25 protein-coding genes are annotated in these 23,506 nt (G+C 41.4%); 1 reads left to right on the top strand and 24 read right to left on the bottom strand.

The features are described 5' to 3' along the window. Positions 1 to 44: 44 nt before the first annotated feature. Positions 45 to 917, bottom strand: a complete 873-nt coding sequence (locus tag JZO85_RS03970) for an alpha/beta hydrolase fold domain-containing protein (RefSeq protein WP_207107220.1) — start codon at positions 915 to 917, stop codon at positions 45 to 47. 115 nt (positions 918 to 1,032) lie between these two features. Between JZO85_RS03970 and JZO85_RS03965 the strand changes: the two genes are divergently transcribed. Then, complete coding sequence (locus tag JZO85_RS03965; protein ID WP_207107219.1) at positions 1,033 to 2,043, top strand: acyltransferase family protein; 1,011 nt, start codon at positions 1,033 to 1,035, stop codon at positions 2,041 to 2,043. A gap of 12 nt (positions 2,044 to 2,055) precedes the next feature. Here JZO85_RS03965 and JZO85_RS03960 read toward each other — a convergent pair whose 3' ends face one another. From JZO85_RS03960 to JZO85_RS03850, 23 genes are all read right to left on the bottom strand, one after another. After that, positions 2,056 to 3,243 carry an iron-containing alcohol dehydrogenase gene (locus JZO85_RS03960; RefSeq protein ID WP_207107218.1) on the bottom strand — a complete coding sequence of 396 codons (1,188 nt, stop codon included), beginning with the start codon at positions 3,241 to 3,243 and terminating at the stop codon, positions 2,056 to 2,058. Between the two features lie 122 nt (positions 3,244 to 3,365). Next, on the bottom strand, positions 3,366 to 4,106 hold the full coding sequence (locus tag JZO85_RS03955; RefSeq protein WP_207107217.1) for an alpha/beta fold hydrolase: 741 nt from the start codon (positions 4,104 to 4,106) through the stop codon (positions 3,366 to 3,368). Positions 4,107 to 4,191: 85 nt separating this feature from the next. Next, positions 4,192 to 4,920 (bottom strand): HAD family hydrolase, encoded by a 729-nt coding sequence (locus tag JZO85_RS03950; RefSeq protein WP_207107216.1) that lies wholly within the window; start codon positions 4,918 to 4,920, stop codon positions 4,192 to 4,194. A 106-nt stretch (positions 4,921 to 5,026) separates the two neighbouring features. Then, positions 5,027 to 5,611, bottom strand: coding sequence for an SIS domain-containing protein (locus JZO85_RS03945; protein WP_207107215.1), 585 nt, complete (start codon positions 5,609 to 5,611; stop codon positions 5,027 to 5,029). Positions 5,612 to 5,613: 2 nt separating this feature from the next. After that, positions 5,614 to 6,102: a PTS sugar transporter subunit IIB gene (locus JZO85_RS03940; RefSeq protein WP_207107214.1), complete on the bottom strand. Its 489-nt coding sequence runs from the start codon at positions 6,100 to 6,102 to the stop codon at positions 5,614 to 5,616. Further along, positions 6,102 to 7,175, bottom strand: a complete 1,074-nt coding sequence (locus tag JZO85_RS03935) for a PucR family transcriptional regulator (RefSeq protein WP_207107213.1) — start codon at positions 7,173 to 7,175, stop codon at positions 6,102 to 6,104. Before JZO85_RS03935 ends, JZO85_RS03940 begins: the two co-directional genes overlap by 1 nt. 92 nt (positions 7,176 to 7,267) lie before the next feature. Continuing rightward, positions 7,268 to 8,152 carry a 4-hydroxy-tetrahydrodipicolinate synthase gene (dapA, locus tag JZO85_RS03930; RefSeq protein ID WP_207107212.1) on the bottom strand — a complete coding sequence of 295 codons (885 nt, stop codon included), beginning with the start codon at positions 8,150 to 8,152 and terminating at the stop codon, positions 7,268 to 7,270. 22 nt (positions 8,153 to 8,174) lie between these two features. Beyond that, positions 8,175 to 8,582, bottom strand: coding sequence for a PTS sugar transporter subunit IIA (locus JZO85_RS03925; protein WP_207107211.1), 408 nt, complete (start codon positions 8,580 to 8,582; stop codon positions 8,175 to 8,177). Between the two features lie 24 nt (positions 8,583 to 8,606). Next, on the bottom strand, positions 8,607 to 9,539 hold the full coding sequence (locus JZO85_RS03920; protein ID WP_207107210.1) for a phosphoglycerate dehydrogenase: 933 nt from the start codon (positions 9,537 to 9,539) through the stop codon (positions 8,607 to 8,609). A 12-nt stretch (positions 9,540 to 9,551) separates the two neighbouring features. Then, a complete protein-coding gene (locus tag JZO85_RS03915) occupies positions 9,552 to 10,388 on the bottom strand; it encodes a PTS system mannose/fructose/sorbose family transporter subunit IID (RefSeq protein WP_207107209.1) in 837 nt (278 codons plus the stop codon). Further along, entirely contained in the window at positions 10,385 to 11,134 is a 750-nt protein-coding gene (locus JZO85_RS03910; RefSeq protein ID WP_207107208.1) for a PTS mannose/fructose/sorbose/N-acetylgalactosamine transporter subunit IIC, read from the bottom strand. The genes JZO85_RS03915 and JZO85_RS03910 overlap by 4 nt, the downstream gene beginning before the upstream one ends. An 18-nt stretch (positions 11,135 to 11,152) precedes the next feature. After that, positions 11,153 to 11,632: a PTS sugar transporter subunit IIB gene (locus JZO85_RS03905; RefSeq protein WP_207107207.1), complete on the bottom strand. Its 480-nt coding sequence runs from the start codon at positions 11,630 to 11,632 to the stop codon at positions 11,153 to 11,155. A gap of 14 nt (positions 11,633 to 11,646) precedes the next feature. Then, positions 11,647 to 12,273 (bottom strand): beta/alpha barrel domain-containing protein, encoded by a 627-nt coding sequence (locus JZO85_RS03900; protein WP_430732910.1) that lies wholly within the window; start codon positions 12,271 to 12,273, stop codon positions 11,647 to 11,649. Positions 12,274 to 12,493: 220 nt separating this feature from the next. After that, entirely contained in the window at positions 12,494 to 13,198 is a 705-nt protein-coding gene (gene deoD, locus JZO85_RS03895; RefSeq protein WP_207107205.1) for a purine-nucleoside phosphorylase, read from the bottom strand. Positions 13,199 to 13,258: 60 nt separating this feature from the next. Then, complete coding sequence (locus JZO85_RS03890) at positions 13,259 to 14,077, bottom strand: purine-nucleoside phosphorylase (protein WP_207107204.1); 819 nt, start codon at positions 14,075 to 14,077, stop codon at positions 13,259 to 13,261. 168 nt (positions 14,078 to 14,245) lie between these two features. Continuing rightward, complete coding sequence (deoB, locus tag JZO85_RS03885; RefSeq protein WP_207107203.1) at positions 14,246 to 15,418, bottom strand: phosphopentomutase; 1,173 nt, start codon at positions 15,416 to 15,418, stop codon at positions 14,246 to 14,248. Between the two features lie 541 nt (positions 15,419 to 15,959). Further along, entirely contained in the window at positions 15,960 to 16,913 is a 954-nt protein-coding gene (locus tag JZO85_RS03880; RefSeq protein WP_207107202.1) for an ABC transporter permease, read from the bottom strand. After that, positions 16,913 to 18,043: an ABC transporter permease gene (locus tag JZO85_RS03875; protein WP_207107201.1), complete on the bottom strand. Its 1,131-nt coding sequence runs from the start codon at positions 18,041 to 18,043 to the stop codon at positions 16,913 to 16,915. The genes JZO85_RS03880 and JZO85_RS03875 overlap by 1 nt, the downstream gene beginning before the upstream one ends. Further along, positions 18,036 to 19,571, bottom strand: a complete 1,536-nt coding sequence (locus JZO85_RS03870) for an ABC transporter ATP-binding protein (protein WP_242550204.1) — start codon at positions 19,569 to 19,571, stop codon at positions 18,036 to 18,038. Before JZO85_RS03870 ends, JZO85_RS03875 begins: the two co-directional genes overlap by 8 nt. A 200-nt stretch (positions 19,572 to 19,771) precedes the next feature. Further along, on the bottom strand, positions 19,772 to 20,869 hold the full coding sequence (locus JZO85_RS03865) for a BMP family lipoprotein (protein WP_207107199.1): 1,098 nt from the start codon (positions 20,867 to 20,869) through the stop codon (positions 19,772 to 19,774). 61 nt (positions 20,870 to 20,930) lie between these two features. Continuing rightward, entirely contained in the window at positions 20,931 to 21,323 is a 393-nt protein-coding gene (locus JZO85_RS03860; protein WP_207107198.1) for a cytidine deaminase, read from the bottom strand. Between the two features lie 18 nt (positions 21,324 to 21,341). Then, on the bottom strand, positions 21,342 to 22,004 hold the full coding sequence (gene deoC, locus JZO85_RS03855; protein WP_207107197.1) for a deoxyribose-phosphate aldolase: 663 nt from the start codon (positions 22,002 to 22,004) through the stop codon (positions 21,342 to 21,344). Between the two features lie 62 nt (positions 22,005 to 22,066). Then, entirely contained in the window at positions 22,067 to 23,368 is a 1,302-nt protein-coding gene (locus JZO85_RS03850; RefSeq protein WP_207107196.1) for a pyrimidine-nucleoside phosphorylase, read from the bottom strand. Positions 23,369 to 23,506: the final 138 nt, after the last annotated feature.

Below are 23,506 nucleotides of genomic sequence, written 5' to 3'. Positions count from 1 at the left end.
CTTCCCCTCCTATCAAGTGTATTGCTCCTAACATGAAGCAGTCATTACTGGTAAAACTCCCCGATTTGATCAACATACGGGAGCGATTCTTTCAATGGGTAAACGACAAAATCATGCATCATGCCTTCTACCACTTCCAAATGCATGGTTGTTTTCTGACTGCGCTTGATCCGATCCTTTAGACGTAATACATCCGGATACAGAATTTCATCTGTTCCTGCCACTACCAATAATTCACCCAAATCATCGAAATTTCCGTAGATAGGTGAAACCATTGGGTCTGTTAAAGGCAGCTCGCCGGCATAGTTCTCGCCTGCTTCAGCTAACAGATCTTTTTCCAACAGGACGTCCTTTTCTTGAAGCTCCTGTGAACGCGGGTCGCTTAAGGAAGCATCCAGCCAGGGTGACGCCAATGCCATTTTTTTTGGGCGTTTCGGCAGAGCAATATTGCGCAGATGCTGAGCCAAACTCATTGCCAAGCCGCCGCCTGCGGAATCACCAAACAAGAAAAAGCAGTCATCCGGATACAAATAAGTTAATTGTCTAAAGGCCATCTCCGTTAAAGGCACGGTTTTCTCCGCCGTATTTTCCGGTGCCAGAGGATAATCAAAGTAACTAACTTTTAGATTATAGCGCTTAACGAACCGTTCTTGGATCTCTTTATGAAACGGGGAAGCCTCTAATGCATAACCGCCCCCATGCAGATAGAACACATGGCGCTTCGTCGGGTGTCCGGGAAATAACGTGATCAACTGATGCCCATCGATCTCTGTGATTTTTTGTGGGATATCCGTTTGAGAAAGCTGACGAGTAATTAGGCGTCGCCGCTTTGGCGGAGCGACCATCGTTGCCCCTACAAGTTTTTTCATATTGATCACTTTAAAAACATTTTTGACAAATTTCGCTGAATAGCGCATCGCTGTATCCTCCAAATAATTCCAAGATAATCCCATAGAACTCGACTTTTCATGCTACAATAGACAAAGTAGACCATCATAGTCTGCTTCTTAAGCATAACGGAATCTGAAGGAGGTGTCCACAATCACAAAACCGAATCGCGAATACCTTTTCGACAATATTCGGGGAATCTTGATTTTGCTCGTGGTCTTAGGACACGCATTGGAATATTTTCGTTTAGATAACAAGATCGGAGAGTTTCTCTACGTCTTTATCTACCTATTCCATATGCCCGTTTTTATCTTTATTTCTGGTTATTTCTCAAAAAAATTAGCCAAAGGCCGCTCCACTGCGGTGGAAACCTTCCTAGTGCCTTATCTGCTGTTAAATCTAATTTTAACGCTGATCATGCTGGCTATCGGTAAAATCGATCAATTCATGATCCTGAGTCCGGGTTGGACCCTTTGGTACTTATATTGTATGTTTATCTGGCGTTTATTGCTACCAGACCTCGTAAAAGTACGAAGAATCTTAATTTTAAGCTTTATTGTCGGGATTTTTTCGGGTTTCCTGACTGAGTTTGGAACGTATATGGCAATGGCTCGAACCTTGGGCTTCCTGCCCTATTTCTTAGCCGGCTATTTCACCACACCAGATCATGTTGCCCGCATCCGCAAGGTTCCTTTTAGAAAGGCTATCAGCTTTGGCATCATTATCTTTGGGATCGTGAATGCCTATTTTTGGACAAAAAACAATTTGCCGCCGGAGCTTTTATGGCGGGATCGGGCTTATGCTTTCTTTCCTGTTCCTTTACTGCAAAACCTGTTAACGATTATCTTTTTATACGTGATAGGATTTGCGTTTATCTTTGTTTTTCTGGCCCTGGTCAACAACAAGCCGCATTTTTTCACAAAATGGGGACAGCGGACCTTGGCGATCTATCTGCTCCATGTCTATCTAGTGTCGCCCTTAGTAGAATTCACACAATTCGAAAAAAATCCGGCACTTCATTTGGCTCTCTTAGTGGCTGGCAGCGTCTTTATCACTTATCTTCTGTCCCATCCAAAAGTTTCAGAGATCCTGCAAAAAACACTTGCTCGGATTTTACATTTTATTATGCCAAATAAAAACGGCGACTCGTCATGAGTCGCCGTTCTGTTATTCAAAAGTGCTTTCTGTCAGACACGCTGTATAGATTTCTTTGACTGCTGCTTCGTCCAACGGAACAAAGGCATCCGTTTTGATCGTGCTGTGATCAACGGCTTGCTTCGCCATTGCGTCAAATTTTTCCTCATCAATGCCGACTTCAGGCAACGTCATCGGAATACCGCAAGCTTTAAAATAGTCGTATAATTTTTGGATACCGATGCGGGCCGCCAGCATCGGAACTTTCTCTTCAACATTCCAGACATTCCATGCGAAGTTTGCGAATTTATCGACTGTCTCATCATTTAAGGCATATTCCATCCAACGCGGTGTCAAGATCGCCAAACCGACACCATGAGTAATATCGTAAAAAGCACTTAACTCATGCTCCATCGGATGACACGACCAAGCACCTGGCTTGCCGTTTCCAGTCAAGCCATTTAAGGCCAGCGTACTAGCCCACATCAAGTTGGCACGAGCATCATAATCTTCCGGATAGTTCAATGCGATCGGACAATTTTTGATTACGGAACGCATCAAGCCTTCCGACACAGAATCCTGTACGTCTGTTCCTTCTGTGCGTTTGAAATAGTTTTCGATCAAATGGCTCATGATATCCGCAGAGCCTGCAGCAGTTTGATATTTATTGACACTGAAGGTATTTTGCGGATCTAAGAAAGAAACTTTAGGCAGCATCGCTTTACTGCCGGTCCCTAATTTTTGATGTGTTGAAAGATTGGAAATCACAGCCCCACTGTTCATTTCACTGCCGGTTGCAGCAAGAGTCAAGATCGTCACTAATGGCAATGCCCCGCCTTGATATTTACGACGTTGCAGTACTAAATCCCAAGCATCCCCATCAAATTTTGTAGCCGCCGCTACGACCTTCGCACAATCGATCGTTGAACCGCCGCCGACTGCTAAAACCACATCGACATTTTCTTTCCGGCAAATCTCAGCACCGCGACGCACCGTTTCAATCCGCGGATTTGGTTCCACGCCAGCTAGTTCAAAGACTTCATTGCCATTCGCCTTCAGCTGCTCCATCACCTTATCGTATAAACCGATCTTCTTAATGCTTCCGCCGCCATAAACGATCAGCACTCGTTTGCCAAATTGGTTCAATACTTCCGGCAGCTCAGCCAAACGATCTTTCCCAAAGCGGATATCTGTCGTGACATGAAAATCAAAATTCTCCATTAAAAATTTCCTCCCTGTTCTCTTCTATTCATTTATCATAAGCCAAATTTTTATAGAATGAAACCAACTTCACTTGATTTTGCCAGATTTGACCGATTAGTAGACGGTTTCCTTCAAAAGAATCAGTTCCGCAAATGATCTGCAAAAAATTCCGTGATCTGATCCATCGTAGCGATCTGGACGAAATGTCGTTCCTCCGCACTGATGAAAGTAATATTATCCTGCTGGTTCGCTTCGACAAAGTCAGACGTGTGCTGGTAAGGAACCTTTTCATCCTTTGTCCCATGCCAGAAAAATAATGGGCGTCCCGCTACTTTTTTCGGTGTTAACGATAGGTCATAGTTCTCCAGCCAGGAAGTCAGCTGATGATAATCCTTTGGTAAATAAAAACCTAACTCGCCAGCATGCATACTGATTCGGTCCCGATAACTGATTGGTGCGGGAGACCCCATCACACAAGCAGCGACATTAATCTCCGGATGCTGCGTCAACAGCATGCAGGTCGTGATTCCCCCCATTGAGATCCCCCCGACGCCAATTTGTCCCATCACCAATCCAAGATTTTCAAAATAATCGATCAGATAACCAAACTCGTATAGATTTGTTTGGATGCTATCCCAAAAAGTCAGCGAAGGAATCTCCGAAGTTTTCGTTTTACGTTCGCCGTGATTCGCCGCGTCTGGCAACAAGACCCGAAAATTCTTTGCCGCCAGCTTCCGCCCTTGTGTCAGCACCAACTCCTTAGCCATTTGCCAGCCATGATAATAAATGATTAAGGGCAGCGGTTCATAAATTTTATCTTCCGCAACAACCTCCAGCAAAGGAATATTCCCTACCATGCGTTTTCGTACAACAAGTTTCATTTTTGAGCCTCCATCGTCTATTCTTCTAGCTCATTGTAACGAATAAAGAATCAAGAGGTAAATAAACACGCTTAAACTATTAGTACTAGCATTCTTTTTTCAAATTAAAAAGGAGCGTTAATTCTTTAGCTAACTCGTCAAAATGTTGGATTTCTTTATCATATATTTCTGCTCCTCCTTTAGGGATTTTTCTTTGCTGATGATTAAACCACCATGTCTGCCATCCCGCTTGCTTCGCTCCGAGCACATCGTTTTTATAACTATCTCCGATGTAGAGAAGCTCTTTCGGTTCATTTTTTAATATTTGAGCCATTTGATCAAATAGCCGTCGATCCGGTTTTTCGATACCTACATTTTCCGAAATTAGGATATTTTCGAATGGGATAATCTTGTTAATTTCAAGTGCGTTCAACTTCAAATTTTGTCGTTTGGTGTAACCATTCGTAATAATACCTAGTTCATAATTCTCCGCCATATCCTGTAAAACACTTTTCAGCGAGTCAGTTAAACAAATCTGCTGTAATTGCTGAGTATATTCTGCTTCAAAAGAATCAACCAACGACTCAGTTAACTGAATCCTAAAGATTTCCTCCATCGCTTTTGATAACCGCTGATAGTTCAATGCCCGCACAGTTTCAGCATCTTTTTGTTTCGTCTGCTCATAGAGATGATCGCTGATTGTCCGAAACAATTTAAAAAGATCAGTCAAATCTTCCTTTATAAATTGTGGGAATACTTTTTTTATCGCTTTAGTAAAAGGAACTTCTTGTTGATATAAGGTATCATCCAAATCAAACACAACCGCTTTAATCATTTTGCCCTCCTGTTTATTTCATTTTTTATAGACTAGGTGCCCTTCACTACACGTACGGATATCCTAATCTAAAAAAGCATCCAGCGATATCACTGAATGCTCCCTTTTATGCGCCTAACGATTCACCAATCGCCCCACCTGGATGCCAAGCGACATAATCACTAGGACTTAACTTCCGTTCATTTTGCAGGAGGATCGACAAGCTCTGCAGTAGCAAAGTCTGCTTAATAATCGAGGCACGCGGTGGCTTGTTTAAATCATCGCCCTCTTCTTTAGTACTTGTACATAAGCAAACATCTGACAACTGACTTAATGAAGATCCCCGACTTTTAGATACACCGATGATTTTCGCACCGTTCGCTCTTACGGTTCGAATTGTATATAATAGTTCTTCTGTCTCTCCACTATTAGAGATTGCAATTACTACATCTCCTGCTTTGACTTGTCCACTTGAACCGTGCACAGCTTCTGTTCCATCAAGAAAATAGGCTGGCGTACCTGTAGATGAAAGCAACGAGGCAATATATCCTGATACATATGACGGTTTGCCGATTCCTGTTACATGGACACGACCTCCTTCTTTTTCAGAAGTCAGAATCATCGTCTTTCCATCATTTAATGCTTGATAATCCAATGTATCGAACAGTTCGGTGACTTCATTCTTTATCGTTTGTTCAAATTTTTCTATCATAGTTAACCATCTTTCTTTATTTGTTTGAAGATAGAATAGTCTTTTGAATCATACGGAGCAGTTTGCAAGAAAAACTTGGTGCCTTTACTCTGTACATATCGAATCGTCTCAATCTCTTCAGAACTATAGTAAGCATCCAATTGCTTAATCATTACTCTGCTGGCAGGGTACGGAATCTGTACCTCTGCCGTCTCGAACCCTTTATCGATCGCCTCTTTTAATACTTCCAAATCCTTAAAAATGATCATTAAATTGCATTTTTCTTCCCGATCTTTTTGTAAAAATTCAATCAATTGATCAACTGAAAAAATTCCGACGCCTTTCTTTTTTGGGAAACTAAGCTGTAAAACCTTTGCAAGAAACGGATCATCGACATGAGTAGGATCAACTACAGCGATGAAGTTGGCATTCACAAAGCTATTCCAATTCAAAGCTACTGTTGCATGCAGCAATCGATTATCTACACGAACTAATTTGATTTTCACACCCATCACTTTTCACCTACTTGCTTTCTACTTTGACTTTTTAAGAAAGTCGCCAAACAATAAACCATCATTTTCCCTTGGAAGCTTCCTCGAATATCTAAATTGAATAATTCTTCATAACGTTTTATTTTGTACAACAGTGTATTTTTGTGCAAAAACAATCGTTCAGAGGTTTTTTTCACACTAAAATCATTCACGTAAAGCTGGTCAACGACTTGAATAAATTCATCAACATCCAACTGCTTTGCTTTTATTTTATAATAATCAAAAACATTCGCCGTCAGTCTTCTTGAAGTGTTTGTTGTAAAGTACGAAAATAAGTGGTCTTCAAAATAGACTGGCTTGTCCTTTATTAAAGAAACATTATCCCGCAGCCATAGACAATTCTGATAGCTGAAATTGTACAAATCAGCATCTACTTGAAGTGTTCCCACAGCATAATAACAATCAGACAACCCCCACTCGACCATTTCGTGTATAAACTCATTCAAATCCGCTGTAGTGCTTTTCTCATTTCTCTCAACTATCGATTTATAAATCAGCAGACTTTTGGGATTCAATAAAGAATAGATTGTATTTTTATCATTGATTTTATATTTCAAGCCAGTGATTTCTTCCTTATCAAACTTCTCATCACTAAAAATATAAATCGGTATGCGTGGAAGTGAACGGTCAAAGTTGATCTTCGCCATCAGCTCTTCCATGTATCTGTAGTTGGCTTGTTCCCCGTTCAAAAATTCCTTGATTAATTTATCATCCACAGATAAAATTTCTTTTGCGGATTTTTGATTTAGCTCGTACTGGATACGGGTCTTCAAGGAATCAAAAAGCAATTTACCTACCATATCAATGGCCTGAGTTGGGCCACTTATCCACAAATAACCATACTGATGATTGGACACAACGATTTTATATGTTCGATGATCTGGAGCTTTTTCATCGATTGACACGAATTCATTAATCTTTTCTTCTAAACTGCAAGAGATTATCCTACCTTTTTCGTTCAGTAACCCAATGATGTAGTCGGGGTTTTCTTGAACTACATGGATGAACTCTTTAAAAATTTTCCCTAGTTTCATTTTGATCACCAAAAATTCTATTTTGATCTAAATATACCATATAATTTTTTAGTCACATTCATTGTCCAAAACCCAGCTCAACTACATTCTTTTTACAAGTGATAATACGAAAGCATCTTTTTGATTTTTACTTCTGTCTGTTCGTTGACTTCATTTACTGGTAATTTAGCAGGTCCTACTTCAGCGATTCTCGCTAATTCTATTGCCCGTTTTAGTACTGAAGGTACTGTCCCTAAAGGCAATACTTTTCTTAATTCCTCGATGTCCTGCTGGAACTTTTGAGCTTCTTCCAGTTTGCCTGAACGATAAGCCTTATCTAATCCGACAAGTGTTTCTGTAATTACATTACTGGTTCCCGCAATGGCTCCTGTCGCTCCCATCTGGTAACCAGCCAAGATTTTTGAATCTGATCCGACTAGTACGGTTACATTTGTTCCCTTTGTCACTTCAATGTAGCTTCGAAGATTATCTAAATCACCGCTGCTATCCTTAATTCCTCTAATATTTTCAACCTCGATCAATGCCTTCAATACATCCGCAGAAATATTCACGCCTGTAGCCTTTGGAATGTTATACAAGATTATTGGAATCTGTACACTTTCAGCCACCTGAGTATAGTGCTGAATCAATTCTTCATCTGTTGGCTTTAAAAAATAAGGTGTTATGACTGATAAGGCATCAGCACCTAAAGACTCCGCGTGCTTTGATAGGCGGATGGTCTCTTTCGTCGAACAGGCGCCTGTTCCAATATATACCGGGACTCTTTTATTAACATGATCAATCACTGCTTTAGAAAAAGTCATTTTTTCTTCATCGGCTAAAACATGAAATTCACCATTGCTTCCCAAAGGAAAAATGCCAGAAACGCCCTTTTCAATCAAATGGTCAACTAACTGTTTCATTGCTTCAATATTTAAGCTCTCATATGCGTCCCTTTTAATAGGAGTTACAATGGGAGTTATGATGCCTTCAAACATTCCTTTTCCGCCTACTTTCTCTCTATACTTCTAATCGCTCATTGGTCAAAATCATACTCTCATTAAATACTTTAAACTCTTCTTGAATGATCGTTTCCAACTCGATTCGCTCCAAAGTCATCGCTTTCATATATAGATCAATAAGAACAGGCAAATTTACACCGCTCAATACCTTATGATCATAGTGCCTAGTCAGAGCCGTTAAAACATTCGATGGTGTTCCACCAAATAAATCGACCAATCCGATTGTCGGCCCTTCAATTTTTTCAAACAACTCTTTTGCTTCTTGCAGAAAATCTTCAAATGACTTCTCAGGAAGCAAGGACAGATTATAAATATTCTCAGTCGGACCAATGATCATTTCTGCTGATTTGACCAGCTCTTCACCAAAACGTCCATGTGTCGCTACAATAATATTTAGTTTAGACATTATTCGTTTCCTCTTTTCCTTCAGCTACTGTACCTGCAGCTGTTCCATAATAATCCTTGCAGAATACTCGCAGGTTCTTTTTTCCGACTCCACCGTTCGCGCGCCAGTGTGTGATGTCAGTAAGAAGTTATCCAGCGCCAATAGCGGCTCGTCTTCCGCTGGTGGTTCCATGCTAAAAACATCAAAACATGCTGATCGGATTTCCTTATTTTTCAGCGCCTGATATAAGGCTTGCTCCTCCACAATGCCGCCTCTAGCAGCATTCAATAGACACGCGCTATTTTTCATTTTTTTAAATTCTTTTGTTGAGATCATATTTTTGGTATCATTAATTAATGGTAGGTGTAGCGAGATATAATCAGAACTTTCCAGCAAATGTCCCAATTCGACTTTTTCAACTTGGTACTCGTCTAATACTTCTGTTGGAATATCGAACACATCATTTACTTGGACAGTCATTCCTACGCCTACTGCTTGTTTGGCAAGATATTTCCCAATCGCGCCAAAGCCAATAATCCCCAATACCTTTTCACGTACTTCTAAACCAGTCGGTTTTTCCCATCCATGATTTTTCACATTACGAATCGTCGGCCATAGATTTTTTGACTCACAATAGATTAGGCTCATCACATGCTCCGCTACTGCATTCGAATTAGAACCCACCGTTCTTCCTACGAAAATATTTTTATTTTCAGCGTACGTGACATCTATATTGTCTGTCCCTACACCAAATTTACAGATTGCTTTTAGCTTCGGACATTGGTCAATCAATACCTGATCCATTTTATCTACACCAACAATAATGGCGTCCGCATCCTTCGCTAACCTAGCAAATTCTTCTGGTGTATAAGCCAAGCCTGTATCGTTGTAATGAACTTCTAAACCAGCTTCGCGCATTTTTTCTATTTGATCTAACCCATAAGAAGCAAATCCTCGTGGGGTTATCAGCACCTTCATCTAATTCCCCCTTTAAATGATCTTTAAGAACGTCAGTAAGATCGCAACAGCCATCGTTACCAGAATAATGTTCAAATACTTTGGACCTTTTTTGATGATGTAGAAATACATCGCCATCACTAAACAGAAAGGCAAAAGGTTTGGCAGCATCCCATTTAAAATTTCCTGTACAGAAACTTTTTCCGTGTTGTTGGCAAACTCCAAAATCGTTTCGAATTTTACATACGCCGCCGACAAACAGCCAATCATGAATAAACCAACGATACTAGCAATATCGATGACTTTTTTGATCGCACCCGATTGCAGAATTGTCATAACTGAGTTTTTACCTAATGAATAGCCTTTGTTAAATAAGAACCAAGACCAGCCATAGGACCAAACAAGATAAATCAAACCTGGAATAAAAGCTGCTAGCACAGATCCCTCTAACGCCATTGGAACAAAAATCGCTAATGGAATAGTTGCGACGATTCCTTGATCCACGCTATCACCGATCCCAGCTAATGGTCCCATCAAACCGATTTTTAGCGACTCCATCATTTCAGGCGTGATCTCTTCATTCCCCATCGCTCGCTGTTCTTCTAATGAAATAATAATCCCGTGAATCACACTTCCCCAGTCACAGTTGGTATTGAACATTTGAACATGACGCTTCATCGACTCCTGCATTTCATCAGGATCATCCTTGTAGATTTTTTGCAAAATTTTATTCAATGAATAGCTGAAAGCCAATGCTTGCATACGGTCAAAACTTACGGGAACTTCTACTGCTAACGTCCATTTCCACCAGGCCTTAAACAAGTCCATCCTGGTAACTTTTTTTTCTGAAACTGCGCTTACTTCGCTCATGCGTATTCCTCCTCATCAGAAGTTTGTTTATATAGAGAGCTGATCATTGCAATACATACAGCAAAGACTGCTCCTGTCAGCATGGAGAAACCCATAACTGAATATGCAAAGAAACCTAAAACAAAGAATGGTAAATATTGCTTTTTACCCATTACAACTAATGTCAAGGCAAAACCTAAAGCCGGAAGCATCGCGCCAGCATTAGAAAGTCCGTTCATCAACCACTCAGGAATAACATTAATAAAGGCTTTAACGACATTGGCGCCAAATAAAGTGGAAATAAATACTGGCGTAAAATACAAGACACCATTAGTCAACCACGGAATCAAGAAGGAGTACAAGGAAAGCTGATCATATTTACCTTCTTCAATTAATTTATCCGCACGTGTATTGTAAAAAGAGTTGAACGTACGGCGGACATTGTTGATCAAAACCCCAAGTACACCAAACGGAACAGCTAAAGCTACGGCCGCATTTGCGTCCAAATTACTTAGCAAAGCCGCGGGAATAGCGATACAGGCAGCTAAGGCTTGGTCACTCGGAATATTTCCTCCAGCTTCAATCCCCCCCATGTAAATCAATTGAATCGTTGCACCATACAAAAGACCTTGTTGAACATCACCAAATACCAACCCGATAAATACACCTAAAACAACCGGTTTTCGAAAAGCAAAGGAAAAGAAGTACTGCGCCCTTCCCATTGCAATCCAATAGATTAAACCTACTAACGCTGATTGAATAACCATAATAATCTCCTTTTCATTTTATAGTTTTGCCACCGCATTCTGTAACGTTTCCGATGGATAGTCTGGAGTCGTTTGGAAATAAACTTTGATTCCCTTGTTCTCCAATTCCAGAAGCTGATCCGCATCTGCACGATCCAAAGTAATGGCATTGTTAACTGCTTTCCTTCCTGGACCTCCACCTAATCCGCCAATTTGGATTTCCTCCAATTTCAGCCCTTTACTCACTGTTTCGTGAAGCTCTTTGACACTTTTGAACAACATCAACACGCGATTTTTATCTAACCCTCCTTTTTGTTGTAACTCAACGGCAGCATCTGAAGATAAAACACTGATTTTCACACCTTTTGGAGCTGCCATTTTGAATACGTCCTGCATAAAAGCGTCCTTGCTTAATTCTGTATCTACAGTTACGATCTCATTGATATCGCATTGTTTAAGCCACCGTGTAATTACTTGTCCATGAATCAATCGAAAATCCACTCTAGTTAATGCAATCATTTTCTTCCCTCTTTCTATCGATATTCTGAAATAATTTCCGAAATTCTTTTTGCGTTGTATTCGATCTCTTTTGACGTTCCCTTAGTAAGTAATGAGCCAAAACCACAAATATCTGTCCCATTTTTCATCCATTGATCTAAATTGTCTAAAGTGATTCCACCACTAGCCAGGATCGGCATATCTGGAATCGGCGTCTTAAAGACTTTCACCAATTGGTTGCCATAAAAATCTGAAATTGGAAAAGCTTTGATGAATGCTGCGCCTGCACTTAACGCTTCTACAGCTTCAGAGATACTCGTACATCCCGGTGCATACGGTATTTGATAGCGGTTACATACTTGTGCAACACCTAAATCAAAATTTGGAGAAATAATAAAGTCTGCACCTTTCATGACTGCATACCGCGCAGTTTCGGAATCTAATACCGTGCCCGCTCCCACACACAATGAGACACCGTATTTTTCTTTCAACTGTTGAATAATCTCACCTGCATTGTTCAAAGTGAAGCTCATTTCCATTATGGGAACTCCCCCTGCAATACAACCCTCAGCAATTTCTGATGCCCGTTCAAATGTTTCCGTTCTTACGATCGCTAATGCTCCGATGTCATACATAAATTTGGTTGTTTTGATTTTTTTCAAATAGCTCATCTCCTTTGATCATATTCTTACATGATCTGAAAAATATTGATATGGTCCGCAAAAACAAAAAAAATGATGATATTTTGTTTTTGCGGACCATACCCCCGATGAATGAACTTTTTAAATACAAAAAGACCTTTCCCATGCTCCGACGCTGAGCGTTTTTCATAGGAAAGGCATTCTTATGATATAAAAAAATCAGGGCCGCAGCCCTGATTTCTTAAGCAATAAGCGTTTCTAATCCAACATACATCATGTCTTTAAACGTATTTTGGCGTTCTTCCGAAGTTGTTTCTTCGCCAGTCACCATATGGTCGCTGACTGTCATGATGCCTAGTGCTTGAACATTGAATTTCGCACCCAAGTAATATAGGATCGCTGCTTCCATTTCAACACCTAAGACACCGTATTCCGCTAATTTGAAGGTTGGTGCTAAATCATCCTTGTAGAAGGTATCTTCTGACAACACATTTCCAACATGAGTGATAAAGTCTTTTTCCTTCGCCACTTCATAGGCCTTCATCATCAGATCAAAATCAGCGATCGGTGCAAAGTGGAAGTCTGGGAAATGTTTCTTCACCATTGATGAACTTGTCACTGCACCTTGAGCAATAATCAAGTCACGAACATGCACGTCCTCTGACAACGCTCCGCAAGTTCCTACACGAATCAATTTTTTCACACCATAAGATTGGATCAGCTCTTGTGCATAGATCCCAGCAGATGGCATCCCCATTCCTGTACCTTGAACGGAAACGCGCTCACCTTTATAAGTTCCTGTATAACCTAACATCCCGCGCACGTTGTTATAGCATTTCGCATCCTCTAAAAAATTCTCCGCGATAAATTTTGCCCGCAACGGATCTCCCGGCAGCAAAATTTTATCTGCGATCTCCCCTTGTTTCGCTTCGATATGAACGCTCATTGTATTCCTCCTCATAATAGTGGATTGATTTTCATTACGTTTATTATAGTAATAAACTTTCTATAAAACTGCCAATGTTTCTTTGATCAATTTTTTGAAGTCTTCCTTAACACGTTCCGTCGTTTCCACCACTTCTGCATGATTCAAATTCGCCTGCATGCCAGCGGCTAAGTTGGTAATACAAGAAACGCCTAAAACATTCATTCCGCTATGTGCCGCTACGATTACTTCAGGAACAGTTGACATGCCTACAGCATCAGCACCCATCGCACGAGCCATGCGAATCTCTGCTGGTGTTTCATACGTTGGGCCAGTGAAGCCCATATAAACACCTTCTTGCAAACCGATTGCTAGTTTTCCAGCAACCTCCCGTGCTTTTTCCTGATAGTCCTTCGTATACGCCGCACTCATATCTGGGAAGCGTGGCCCCATATTTTCATCATTTGGTCCAATCAAAGGATTCGTTCCCATGAAATTAATATGGTCTGTGATCAGCATTAAATTCCCTGGTTGGAAGCCTTCATTCACACCGCCAGCCGCATTTGTCACAACCACTGAATGGATACCCAGCGCAGCCATGACACGAACCGGGTAAGTCACTGTCTCCATCGTATTTCCTTCATAGTAATGGAAACGACCTTGCATCGCCAAAACATTTTTACCAGCCAAGCGGCCATAAACTAATTGTCCAGCATGACCAACCACTGTTGAAACGGGGAAATGTGGAATCTCATTGTACGGGATCACTACAGGGTTTTCAATCTCTTCAGCCAATTCGCCCAAGCCAGATCCTAAGATCAAACCAAACGCAGCGTCTGCAACTCCTTTGTCCTGGATGTAACTAGCCGTCTGTTGAATTTTTTCTTGTAAGTCTGTCATAAAATCCTCCTATTTCTTATTAATAAATCTAATTCTCGCCATATATATTATCAAACTATCCTCTTTTAACATTGTTCCAGAAAATGGTCGGCTAAGCGACTTGCCTCAAATGAACAATAAAAAGCTGGACGTGCTTCCTTTTTTTGGTGTCTGATTATTCCCTGTTTCTTACTTTAATAATTTTAGGAAGCTTTCACCGTTTTCAGTTGCAGGCACGTCGAAGTTTTCCGCAATCGTCGCCGCAATATCTGAATAATAGCCCTGCGGCAGTTTTCCTTGTGCCGCCATTTTTTTACTATAAACCAAAAATGGGACATATTCACGCGTATGGTCAGTTCCTGTAAATGTTGGATCATTCCCATGATCGGCAGTAATCATCAATAAATCGTCATCCTGCATTGCTTCCAAGATTTCTGGAGTCCGCAAATCAAATTCTTCGATCGCATGAGCATAGCCCACCACATCGCGGCGATGACCAAACAAAGCATCAAAATCAACCAAGTTCGTAAAGCTCAAGCCGGTGAAGTCCTTCTTCATTACATCCAATAATTTATCAACACCGTCCATATTGCTCTTCGTGCGAACGGCATCTGTGATTCCTTGTCCGTTGAAAATATCATTGATCTTACCGACAGCGATCACATCTTTACCGTTGTCCTTCAATGAATCCAAGACCGTTTTTCCAAATGGATCAAGTGCGTAGTCATGTCGATTGCTGGTACGAGTGAAGTTGCCAGGTTCGCCTAAGTAAGGACGAGCAATAATTCGTCCAATCATATAAGGATCATCCTTCGTGATATCACGGACATACTGACAAATCTTATACAATTCTTCTAACGGAATAATCTCTTCATGAGCGGCGATCTGCAATACAGGATCTGCAGAAGTATAGATAATCAAGTCGCCAGTCTTCATTTGTTCTTCACCAAAATCAGCAATAACTTCCGTTCCGCTGTATGGTTTGTTAGCACCCATGATAATCCCGCGGCCGGAAAACTCAGAGATTTTATCTAACAATTCTTGCGGGAAGCCCTCTGGGAACACGCGGAAAGGTGTTTGGATGTTCAAACCGGCAATTTCCCAATGGCCAGTCATCGTATCTTTCCCTACAGAGATTTCTTCTAATTTTGTCGCATAGCCATCATGATCTGCGACAGCCTCTACGCCTTTTAATGGACGGATCGTCCCCAAGCCAAGCTGCTCCAAATGCGGAATAGTCAATCCAGCTTTTTCAGCAATATGACCTAATGTATCTGAACCAACATCTCCAAATTTTTCAGCATCTGGTGCTTCTCCGATACCAACAGAATCCATAACGACTAAGTGAATGCGCTTAAACATTTCTATTCCCTCTTTCTATTGATTTATATCTAAATAAGCAAGACAAAGTCTACTTATTCATTTAACAAAGTGCCTATCTTACTAAAATGAACAACTTTGCTTCAGTATATGGGGTTCTTAATGTTCCGTAAACTGAAAGCAATTATTACCAAACTTAGAATGGTATCAGATACCAAGCTCGTACTTTTTCACAAGCTTAAGATATTGAACTCGCAGCTAATTCGTTTTAAGGTATCGATTTTTTCAAAAACCAAAAAAATCAGTTTGATCCTCATTACGCCTACCATCCAACTAAAGCGCAAGTATCAATATATAGTTCTAAACCTTCATTTTGCCAGTCCGACTTTGAGTAACTGCGAAAAGTTGGACTGGCAGCTATCTCGGTTTAATGTACTCATTTTTCGAAAACCGCGAAAAATAAATTCGATTCTCACTACGCATACGATTCCACTAATCGCGCTGAAGCACGAAGTGGAACTCGCAAAAAAGGGCGTGACTAAGAAACATTGTCCCATAGCCCCGCCCTGTAAAAACAAAAGAATTATTTTGATTTGATGTAATTGACACCATCGGCTTTTGGTGCAGCTGATTTTCCTAAGAAGAGAACCAGTACAATGATGGTCAATACATATGGTGCTGATTGCAGATATACATCTGGGATTTGTGAAATGATCGGTAGATTCGAACCTGCGATACTCAAGTTTTGCGCGAAGCCGAAGAAAATCGCGGCTCCCATCGCACCTAACGGATTCCATTTACCAAAGATCATCGCTGCTAATGAGATAAACCCTTGTCCTGCGATTGTTGTTGCAGCGAAACGTCCTGCGATTGATTGCGCGAAGACTGCCCCACCCATTCCGCCTAAGAAGCCTGAAAGCAGCACTCCTGAATAACGCAATGCGTATACATTGATTCCTAGTGTGTCTGCCGCTTGCGGATTTTCACCAACAGAGCGTAAACGCAGACCAAAACGTGTTTTAAAAATGACAAACCATGAAATTACAGCGACTAGAATCGCGAAATATGCAGGTAAACTAGTATTTTTAAAGAATAGTTCCCCAATCACTGGAATCTTGCTTAATCCAGGAAAATCAAAGTAGCCAAATTGTTGCTGGATCGTATCTGTTTGCCCTTTTCCATAAATTACCTTGATCAAGAAGATCGCTAATGGAGGAGCTAACAGATTCATTACGGTACCACTGATAATGTGGTCTGCGCGGAAACTAACTGTCGCCACTGCATGAAGCAGAGAGAACGCCATTCCTGCTAAACCGCCGACTAAAACGCCAAGCCACGGTGTCAGCGCACCGAACTGATCGGCAAAAGCTAGATTGAATACGACAGAGCTGAAGGCACCTGCTACCATGATTCCTTCTAAACCAACGTTAACAATCCCGCTTCGTTCAGAAAACACCCCGCCAAGCGCAGTTAAAATCAATGGTGCAGAATACACAAGTGTCTGAGCAATAATTGACGCTAATAAATCCATATTCATTAGACTTTGCCCCCTTTTTCAGATTCTTCGTTCGGAGCACTCTCTATTTCTTGGACAGTCTCAACTTCTTTTTTACCACCCATTACTTTTGCTAGACCCACACGCACGATATAGTTGATCGCTACGAAGAAGATGATCAATGGAATCACACTATTGGCTAATTCACTAGGAATACCTGAGAACTGCATTCCCTGACCGCCAAGCTTTAAAATACTGAACAACAGTGCGGATAATAAAATTCCGACAGAGCTGCCGTTTCCTAGTAGAGAAACCGCCATACCGTCAAAGCCGATGCTGACAGATGTTCCTTGAACAAAGTAGTTCATAAATGTTCCTAAACCATAAACCACACCGCCCAAGCCGGCTAAAGCCCCGGAAATAATCATTGAAATCACGATTGTCCGTTTACTGCTCATCCCTGCATACTCAGACGCGAAAGGATTCAAACCAACTGAACGGATTTCAAAACCTAGTGTTGTACGTTTCATCAAGAACCAAACAACCACTAAGAAAATCAATGCTAAAAGAAAGCCCATGTTCACTCGTGAACCGCCAAAAATATTTGTCAACCAAGGTTCGCGCAGTGAAGCATTCAGCCCGACTGCTTTTGTGACCCCTTTGTTAGAAATAATATCTGGTGACATTACATGGTTTACGATATGGTTTGCGGTATACAAAATCACATAGTTCATCATGATCGTAACAATAACTTCACTGGTTCCAAAGAACGCCCGTAGGAAACCAGGTATCGCGGCAGCTACAGCTCCTGCCAACGCGCCAACAATAATTGCTAATGGGACCACAACGACTTTCGGTGAATCCGGCATGCTTAGCGCTACCCAAATACTTGCGACCCAGCCGCATAAAGCCTGACCAGAGAGCCCGACATTAAAGAATCCAGCTGAATTGGCAACGGAAAATCCTAATGCTGTAAAAATCAACGGTCCGGCACCAACTAAGATTTCACCGAAGGACATTTTACTTTGGAACGCCGAACTGAACATCGCGTTGTAGCCTTCGATTGGATTGAACCCAAATACTAACATCAAAATAGCACCAAGAATAAATCCTAAAATAACTGAGATAATCGGTACTAAAATATTTCTAATTTTTTCTGAGCGATCATTCATTTGTCTCACCAGCCTTTGCTAATTCTGCTCGCGCTTCTTCTAAACTATAGCCGGCCATCAATAATCCCAGCTCATTTTCAGAAGTTTCTTTCGGATCTACGATACCAACGATCTCCCCTGCGTGAATAACCGCGATACGGTCAGAGACATTCAAAATTTCATCTAACTCAAAACTTACTAACAGTACCCCTTTTTGCTTATCACGTTGCTCGACTAAGCGCTTATGAATATATTCGATCGCTCCTACATCGAGTCCGCGAGTTGGCTGCGAGACAATCAATAGGTCCGGATCGCGGTCGACCTCGCGAGCAATGATTGCTTTTTGCTGGTTCCCACCTGAAAGCGAAGCAGCCGGAGCTTTTTCACCCGTGGTCCGTACATCATATTCTTCAATCAAGCGTTTTGCATACCGATCAATCTCACCATAATTTAAAATACCATTTTTACTAAATGGCGCATGATAATAAGACTGCAAAGCGATATTTTCTGATAAAGGAAGCGGCAAGATCAAGCCATATTTATGCCGGTCTTCCGGTACATGACCCACACCTGTCTCAGTGATTTGACGCGGTGCTTTGCTTGTCACATCTTTTCCATTGATTGTTACTGTTCCGCTTTCGACTTTTCGCAGACCCGTTAATGCTTGGATCAATTCAGTCTGTCCGTTGCCGTCGATTCCGGCAATCCCAACGACCTCACCACGATGAACATCCAGCGATAAGCTCTTCACTGCTTCTAATCCACGGCTTTCTTTTACAACTAAATCTTTAATTGAAAGAACCACTTCACCTGGTTTTGCTGCAATTTTGTCTGTCTTAAATGAAACAGAGCGTCCGACCATCATATCGGCTAATTGCTGTGAGCTGACATCTTTCACGTCGACCGTTCCTATGTATTGCCCACGACGAATAACTGAACAACGATCCGCAACCTTTTTGATCTCATCTAGCTTATGAGTAATCAGAATAATTGATTTGCCTTCTTTAATCAGGCCTTCCATAATCATGATCAACTCATCGATTTCCTGCGGTGTCAATACAGCGGTCGGTTCATCAAAGATTAGAACATTCGCACCGCGGTACAATGTTTTCAAAATCTCGACCCGTTGCTGCATCCCTACTGAAATATCACGAATGTACGCATCTGGATCAACCTTCAATCCATATTCTTCAGACAATCGGACAATTTCAGCTTTGGCTTTCTTTTGGTCCAGCATGCCATTTTTCTTTGGCTCGCTGCCTAAAATAATGTTTTCTGTGACGGTAAAGGCATCAACTAACATGAAATGCTGATGGACCATCCCAATCCCTAATTGATTGGCTTTAGTTGGACTTGAGATATCCACCTTTTGACCATCCATCAAAATTTCACCAGAAGTTGGCTGCAATAACCCCGACAAAACATTCATCAGTGTAGATTTACCGGCGCCGTTTTCTCCTAAAAGTGCATGGATCTCGCCTTTTCGAACCTGTAGATTGATGTTGTCATTTGCTTTAAACGTGCCAAATTGCTTGGTGATATTGCGCATCTCAATGACATTTTGTTCTTCTGTCACTTTCTTTTCACATCCTATCGCTTTTTCAAACCTGACAAAACATTGCAACGTTAAGGGCGTTCTTCCCTTAGCCAAATCCAACACAGGTTGAGACTTGGCTAAAAAAAGAAGACTTAGCTTTAAAAAAAGAGACCATAGCCTCGTTTGGCCGGAGGCTATGGTCACCTCAATGATTATTTTTCTGGTGTTTCTGGAACTTTGATGTCGCCGTCAGAAACTTGTGTTTTCGCTTCTTTAACCGCTGCTTTTGCATCGTCTGAAAGGAATCCGTCAGTTAAATCAACACCGCCGTCTTTCAAACCATATGATAAGTGTTCGCCACCAGGGAATTTATCTTTTAATGCACGAGTAGAGATATCTTGAACTGCTGCGCCTACACCTTTAAGTGTTGATGTTAAACAGAAGTTGCTTTCTTTACCGTCTTTAGATTTGTATTTACCTTCTTTTTGTTGGTCGCTATCAACACCGATAACCCAAAGCTTGTCAGCTTCATCTAATTTTTCATTACGCGCTTTAGCTTCTGAGAAGACCCCTTGGCCTGTACCGCCTGAAGCATGATAGATAATGTCGATTCCGCTGTTGTACATGTTTGCTGCAAGAGCTTTCCCTTTAGCTGGGTCACCAAATGAAGCAGCATATTCAACCTTAACAGAGATATCTTTGTCTAATTTTTTAGCAGTATCTTCTACACCCTTAACGAAACCAGCTTCAAAGCGGTCGATAACGGCACCTTCTTCACCACCAACAAAACCGACTTTGTTAGATTTTGTTGTTTCAGCTGCTGCTACACCTGCTAGGTAAGCTGCCTCTTGGTCTTTAAATGTTGCCGAAGCGACATTGTCTTTACCGTCGATAACTGAGTCGATGATAACAAAGTTTGTATCTGCATTTTGATCAGCTGCTGCTGAGATTGGATCAGCTAATAGATAACCTACACCGAAGACTGTTTTGAATCCGTTAGTAACAGCTTGTGAGATATTTTGTTCATATTCAGAAGCATCGTTTGATTGGATATAGTTATATCCGCCATTACCTTTTTTGATGTCATGTTTTTTACCCCAAGCTTGAAGACCTTCCCAAGCACTTTGGTTAAACGAACGGTCATCCACTCCGCCAATGTCTGTTACGATTGCAACACTGTGTTTTGAATCTTCTTTAGCCGCTCCGCCTGAAGAATCAGTTTTTCCGCCGCCACCGCCGCCGCATGCTCCTAAAGCTAGCAATGCTGCCATCGCCACGGTACCTAGGCTAAATAATTTTGCTTTTTTCATTTCTGTAAAGCCCCCTAAATATGAATTTTTTTCAACAGTCCTGCGACTGAATGAACATGGTTTATAAATCTTTATCAGTGAAGGAATATGGCAGTAAGCCTTCAACGGTCATTTCTTTGACTACACCGTTGTCACCGACTAAGGTTACTGGCATTGCTGGGTCACAAAATTCTGCCATGACTTGGCGGCAAGCGCCGCATGGAGAGATAGGTTCTGGTGTGTGACCGGCAATGACTAAGTGACTAAATTCTCTTTCACCCTCTGAAACAGCTTTGAAAAAGGCTGTACGTTCTGCACAATTTGATAAGCCGTAAGAAGCATTTTCAATATTAATGCCTTGATAGGCTTTGCCTTCCTTTGTTACAAGACAGGCGCCTACTGGAAATTTTGAATATGGGACATACGCTTTGTCCAGTGCTTCGACAGCGATATTGATCCATTCTTGTTTATCCATGAAATGTCTCCTCCGATCTTAATACCCTGTACCGGAAAGTCCGTTCATAATAGCAACACCTGAGCTGGCACCTAAACGTGTTGCGCCTGCTTCGATCATTGCTTCCGCTTCTTTGGCATTGTGGATCCCGCCAGAAGCTTTAACGCCCATTTCAGGTCCCACTGTTTCGCGCATCAAGCGGACATCCTCAACAGTGGCTCCCCCGGTTGAAAAACCAGTCGACGTTTTAACAAAATCTGCGCCTGCTGCTTTCGCAAGTTCACACGCTTTGATTTTTTCATCGTTCGTCAATAAGGAGGTTTCAATAATAACCTTAACTAACGCTTTATCCTTAGCCGCAGCTACAACGGCTTCAATGTCTTTTTGCACTTTTTCATCGTTGCCGCCTTTTAGTTCGCCAATATTGATAACCATATCGACTTCATCAGCACCATTTGCAATTGCATTCGCTGCTTCGAAAGCCTTAGTTTCAGTTGTATTCGCTCCAAGCGGGAAGCCGATCACCGTACAAACAGCGACAGGTTCACCTTGTAATTCTTTTGCTGCAAGCGCGACCCAAGTAGGGTTGATGCAAACTGAATAAAATCGGTATTTTTTTGCCTCTTCAATAATTTTCATTACAGCTTCTTTTTCCGCATCTGCTTTTAAAATTGTGTGGTCGATCATTCGATTTATTTCCATTTCTGACCCTCGCTTCTTTCATTATAATCTATTTTTAATTGCTATAAAAAAGTTTTAAATACTTATTCTGTAATAACATCGTGAATCAAAATAGGCTCTTGGGGAATACTGCCAATAGAAATATTCTGATAAAGTAATTTCTTTACATCATCAATTTCATTAGAATTCGCATAAATCGTCAACAACGACTCTCCTTCAGTCACTTCGTCACCGATTTTCTTATGAAGTTTGATACCTACCGCATGATCGATATCTTCTTCTTTAGTTTTGCGCCCGGCTCCCAGCAACATCGCTGCAATCCCGATTTCATTAGCAACCAGCTTCGTTACATAGCCAGAGGTTTTAGCGGGCAGTTCGATCGCATACTCAGCCGTTAAGATTTTTTCCGTTTGATCGATCACGGCTGCATCGCCGCCCTGATCTTTGACCATTTCACGGAATTTCTCCAACGCTTTGCCGGAATGAAGCGCTTCTTCCAGCATCCCACGTGCCTCTTCTAATGTTTCCGCTTTTCCTGCCAATACAACCATTTGACTGCCTAATACATAGCACATTTCCGTAAGATCTGCAGGACCGTTGCCTTTCAATGTATCGATCGCTTCAACGATTTCTAAGCTGTTGCCGATCGCTTCACCCAACGGCTCAGACATATCCGAAATGACGGCCATTGTTTGACGACCTGCCAGTTTTCCGATTCGAACCATTGTCTTCGCTAATCGCTTCGCGTCCTCGATGTCCTTCATAAAGGCGCCATCGCCAGTCGTTACATCTAACACGATCGCATCAGCACCAGCCGCAATTTTTTTACTCATGATCGAACTGGCGATCAATGGGATAGAATCTACTGTTGCTGTCACATCCCGCAGTGCATAAAGCTTCTTATCAGCTGGAGCCAGGTTACCTGACTGACCGATCACTGCCACCTTGCTCTTGTTTACGATATCAATAAACTCTTGATCGGATAATTCGATCTTAAATCCCGGGATTGATTCAAACTTATCTAAGGTACCTCCTGTAAACCCAAGTCCTCGTCCAGACATTTTTGCTACAGGTACACCCACACTTGCTACGAGTGGAGCTAATACCAAAGTTGTCGTATCACCGACACCACCAGTAGAATGTTTATCTACCTTAATCCCCTCGATAGAAGATAAATCGATGATGTCACCCGAATTTGCCATCGCTAACGTTAAGTGTGAAATCTCTTCATCTGTCATGTCCTGATAAAAAATCGCCATCAGTAACGCACTCATTTGATAATCTGGAATACTGCCGTCTGTGTAACCATCAATAATAAAATCGATTTCTTCTTTTGATAGAACATTTCCGTCTCTCTTTTTCTCTATCAAATCTACCATTCTCATAGATTTTCCTCCAAGCGTCAAAAGATATTATACAATAAAATGGCGAAAGGTAAACCACTTTAGTAAAACAGTTTACTAATCGAAGAAGCGCTTTCTGTTAGCGCTACCATTGCTACTATAACGAGTCTGAAACCCGTT

Source organism: Candidatus Enterococcus murrayae, from assembly GCF_017315985.1.
GTDB lineage: Bacteria > Bacillota > Bacilli > Lactobacillales > Enterococcaceae > Enterococcus_A > Enterococcus_A murrayae.
Note: the sequence above shows the minus strand (reverse complement) of the source record. Positions and strands in the feature narration are given on the sequence as shown.

Bases quoted from the DNA above. Each gene is read 5' to 3' on its own strand.
- JZO85_RS03920 (WP_207107210.1), bottom strand. From the start codon at position 9,539: ATGAAGGTGCTGATAACCCCACGAGGATTTGCTTCTTATGGGTTAGAT.
- JZO85_RS03945 (WP_207107215.1), bottom strand. From the start codon at position 5,611: ATGATAGAAAAATTTGAACAAACGATAAAGAATGAAGTCACCGAACTG.
- JZO85_RS03890 (WP_207107204.1), bottom strand. From the start codon at position 14,077: ATGACAGACTTACAAGAAAAAATTCAACAGACGGCTAGTTACATCCAG.
- deoB (WP_207107203.1), bottom strand. From the start codon at position 15,418: ATGTTTAAGCGCATTCACTTAGTCGTTATGGATTCTGTTGGTATCGGA.
- JZO85_RS03960 (WP_207107218.1), bottom strand. From the start codon at position 3,243: ATGGAGAATTTTGATTTTCATGTCACGACAGATATCCGCTTTGGGAAA.
- JZO85_RS03940 (WP_207107214.1), bottom strand. From the start codon at position 6,102: ATGGGTGTGAAAATCAAATTAGTTCGTGTAGATAATCGATTGCTGCAT.
- dapA (WP_207107212.1), bottom strand. From the start codon at position 8,152: ATGTTTGAAGGCATCATAACTCCCATTGTAACTCCTATTAAAAGGGAC.
- deoD (WP_207107205.1), bottom strand. From the start codon at position 13,198: ATGAGCGTTCATATCGAAGCGAAACAAGGGGAGATCGCAGATAAAATT.
- JZO85_RS03950 (WP_207107216.1), bottom strand. From the start codon at position 4,920: ATGATTAAAGCGGTTGTGTTTGATTTGGATGATACCTTATATCAACAA.
- JZO85_RS03850 (WP_207107196.1), bottom strand. From the start codon at position 23,368: ATGAGAATGGTAGATTTGATAGAGAAAAAGAGAGACGGAAATGTTCTA.
- JZO85_RS03955 (WP_207107217.1), bottom strand. From the start codon at position 4,106: ATGAAACTTGTTGTACGAAAACGCATGGTAGGGAATATTCCTTTGCTG.
- JZO85_RS03910 (WP_207107208.1), bottom strand. From the start codon at position 11,134: ATGGTTATTCAATCAGCGTTAGTAGGTTTAATCTATTGGATTGCAATG.
- JZO85_RS03865 (WP_207107199.1), bottom strand. From the start codon at position 20,869: ATGAAAAAAGCAAAATTATTTAGCCTAGGTACCGTGGCGATGGCAGCA.
- JZO85_RS03870 (WP_242550204.1), bottom strand. From the start codon at position 19,571: ATGCGCAATATCACCAAGCAATTTGGCACGTTTAAAGCAAATGACAAC.
- JZO85_RS03970 (WP_207107220.1), bottom strand. From the start codon at position 917: ATGCGCTATTCAGCGAAATTTGTCAAAAATGTTTTTAAAGTGATCAAT.
- JZO85_RS03875 (WP_207107201.1), bottom strand. From the start codon at position 18,043: ATGAATGATCGCTCAGAAAAAATTAGAAATATTTTAGTACCGATTATC.
- JZO85_RS03880 (WP_207107202.1), bottom strand. From the start codon at position 16,913: ATGAATATGGATTTATTAGCGTCAATTATTGCTCAGACACTTGTGTAT.
- JZO85_RS03860 (WP_207107198.1), bottom strand. From the start codon at position 21,323: ATGGATAAACAAGAATGGATCAATATCGCTGTCGAAGCACTGGACAAA.
- JZO85_RS03935 (WP_207107213.1), bottom strand. From the start codon at position 7,175: ATGAAACTAGGGAAAATTTTTAAAGAGTTCATCCATGTAGTTCAAGAA.
- deoC (WP_207107197.1), bottom strand. From the start codon at position 22,004: ATGGAAATAAATCGAATGATCGACCACACAATTTTAAAAGCAGATGCG.
- JZO85_RS03905 (WP_207107207.1), bottom strand. From the start codon at position 11,632: ATGATTGCATTAACTAGAGTGGATTTTCGATTGATTCATGGACAAGTA.
- JZO85_RS03925 (WP_207107211.1), bottom strand. From the start codon at position 8,582: ATGTCTAAACTAAATATTATTGTAGCGACACATGGACGTTTTGGTGAA.
- JZO85_RS03915 (WP_207107209.1), bottom strand. From the start codon at position 10,388: ATGAGCGAAGTAAGCGCAGTTTCAGAAAAAAAAGTTACCAGGATGGAC.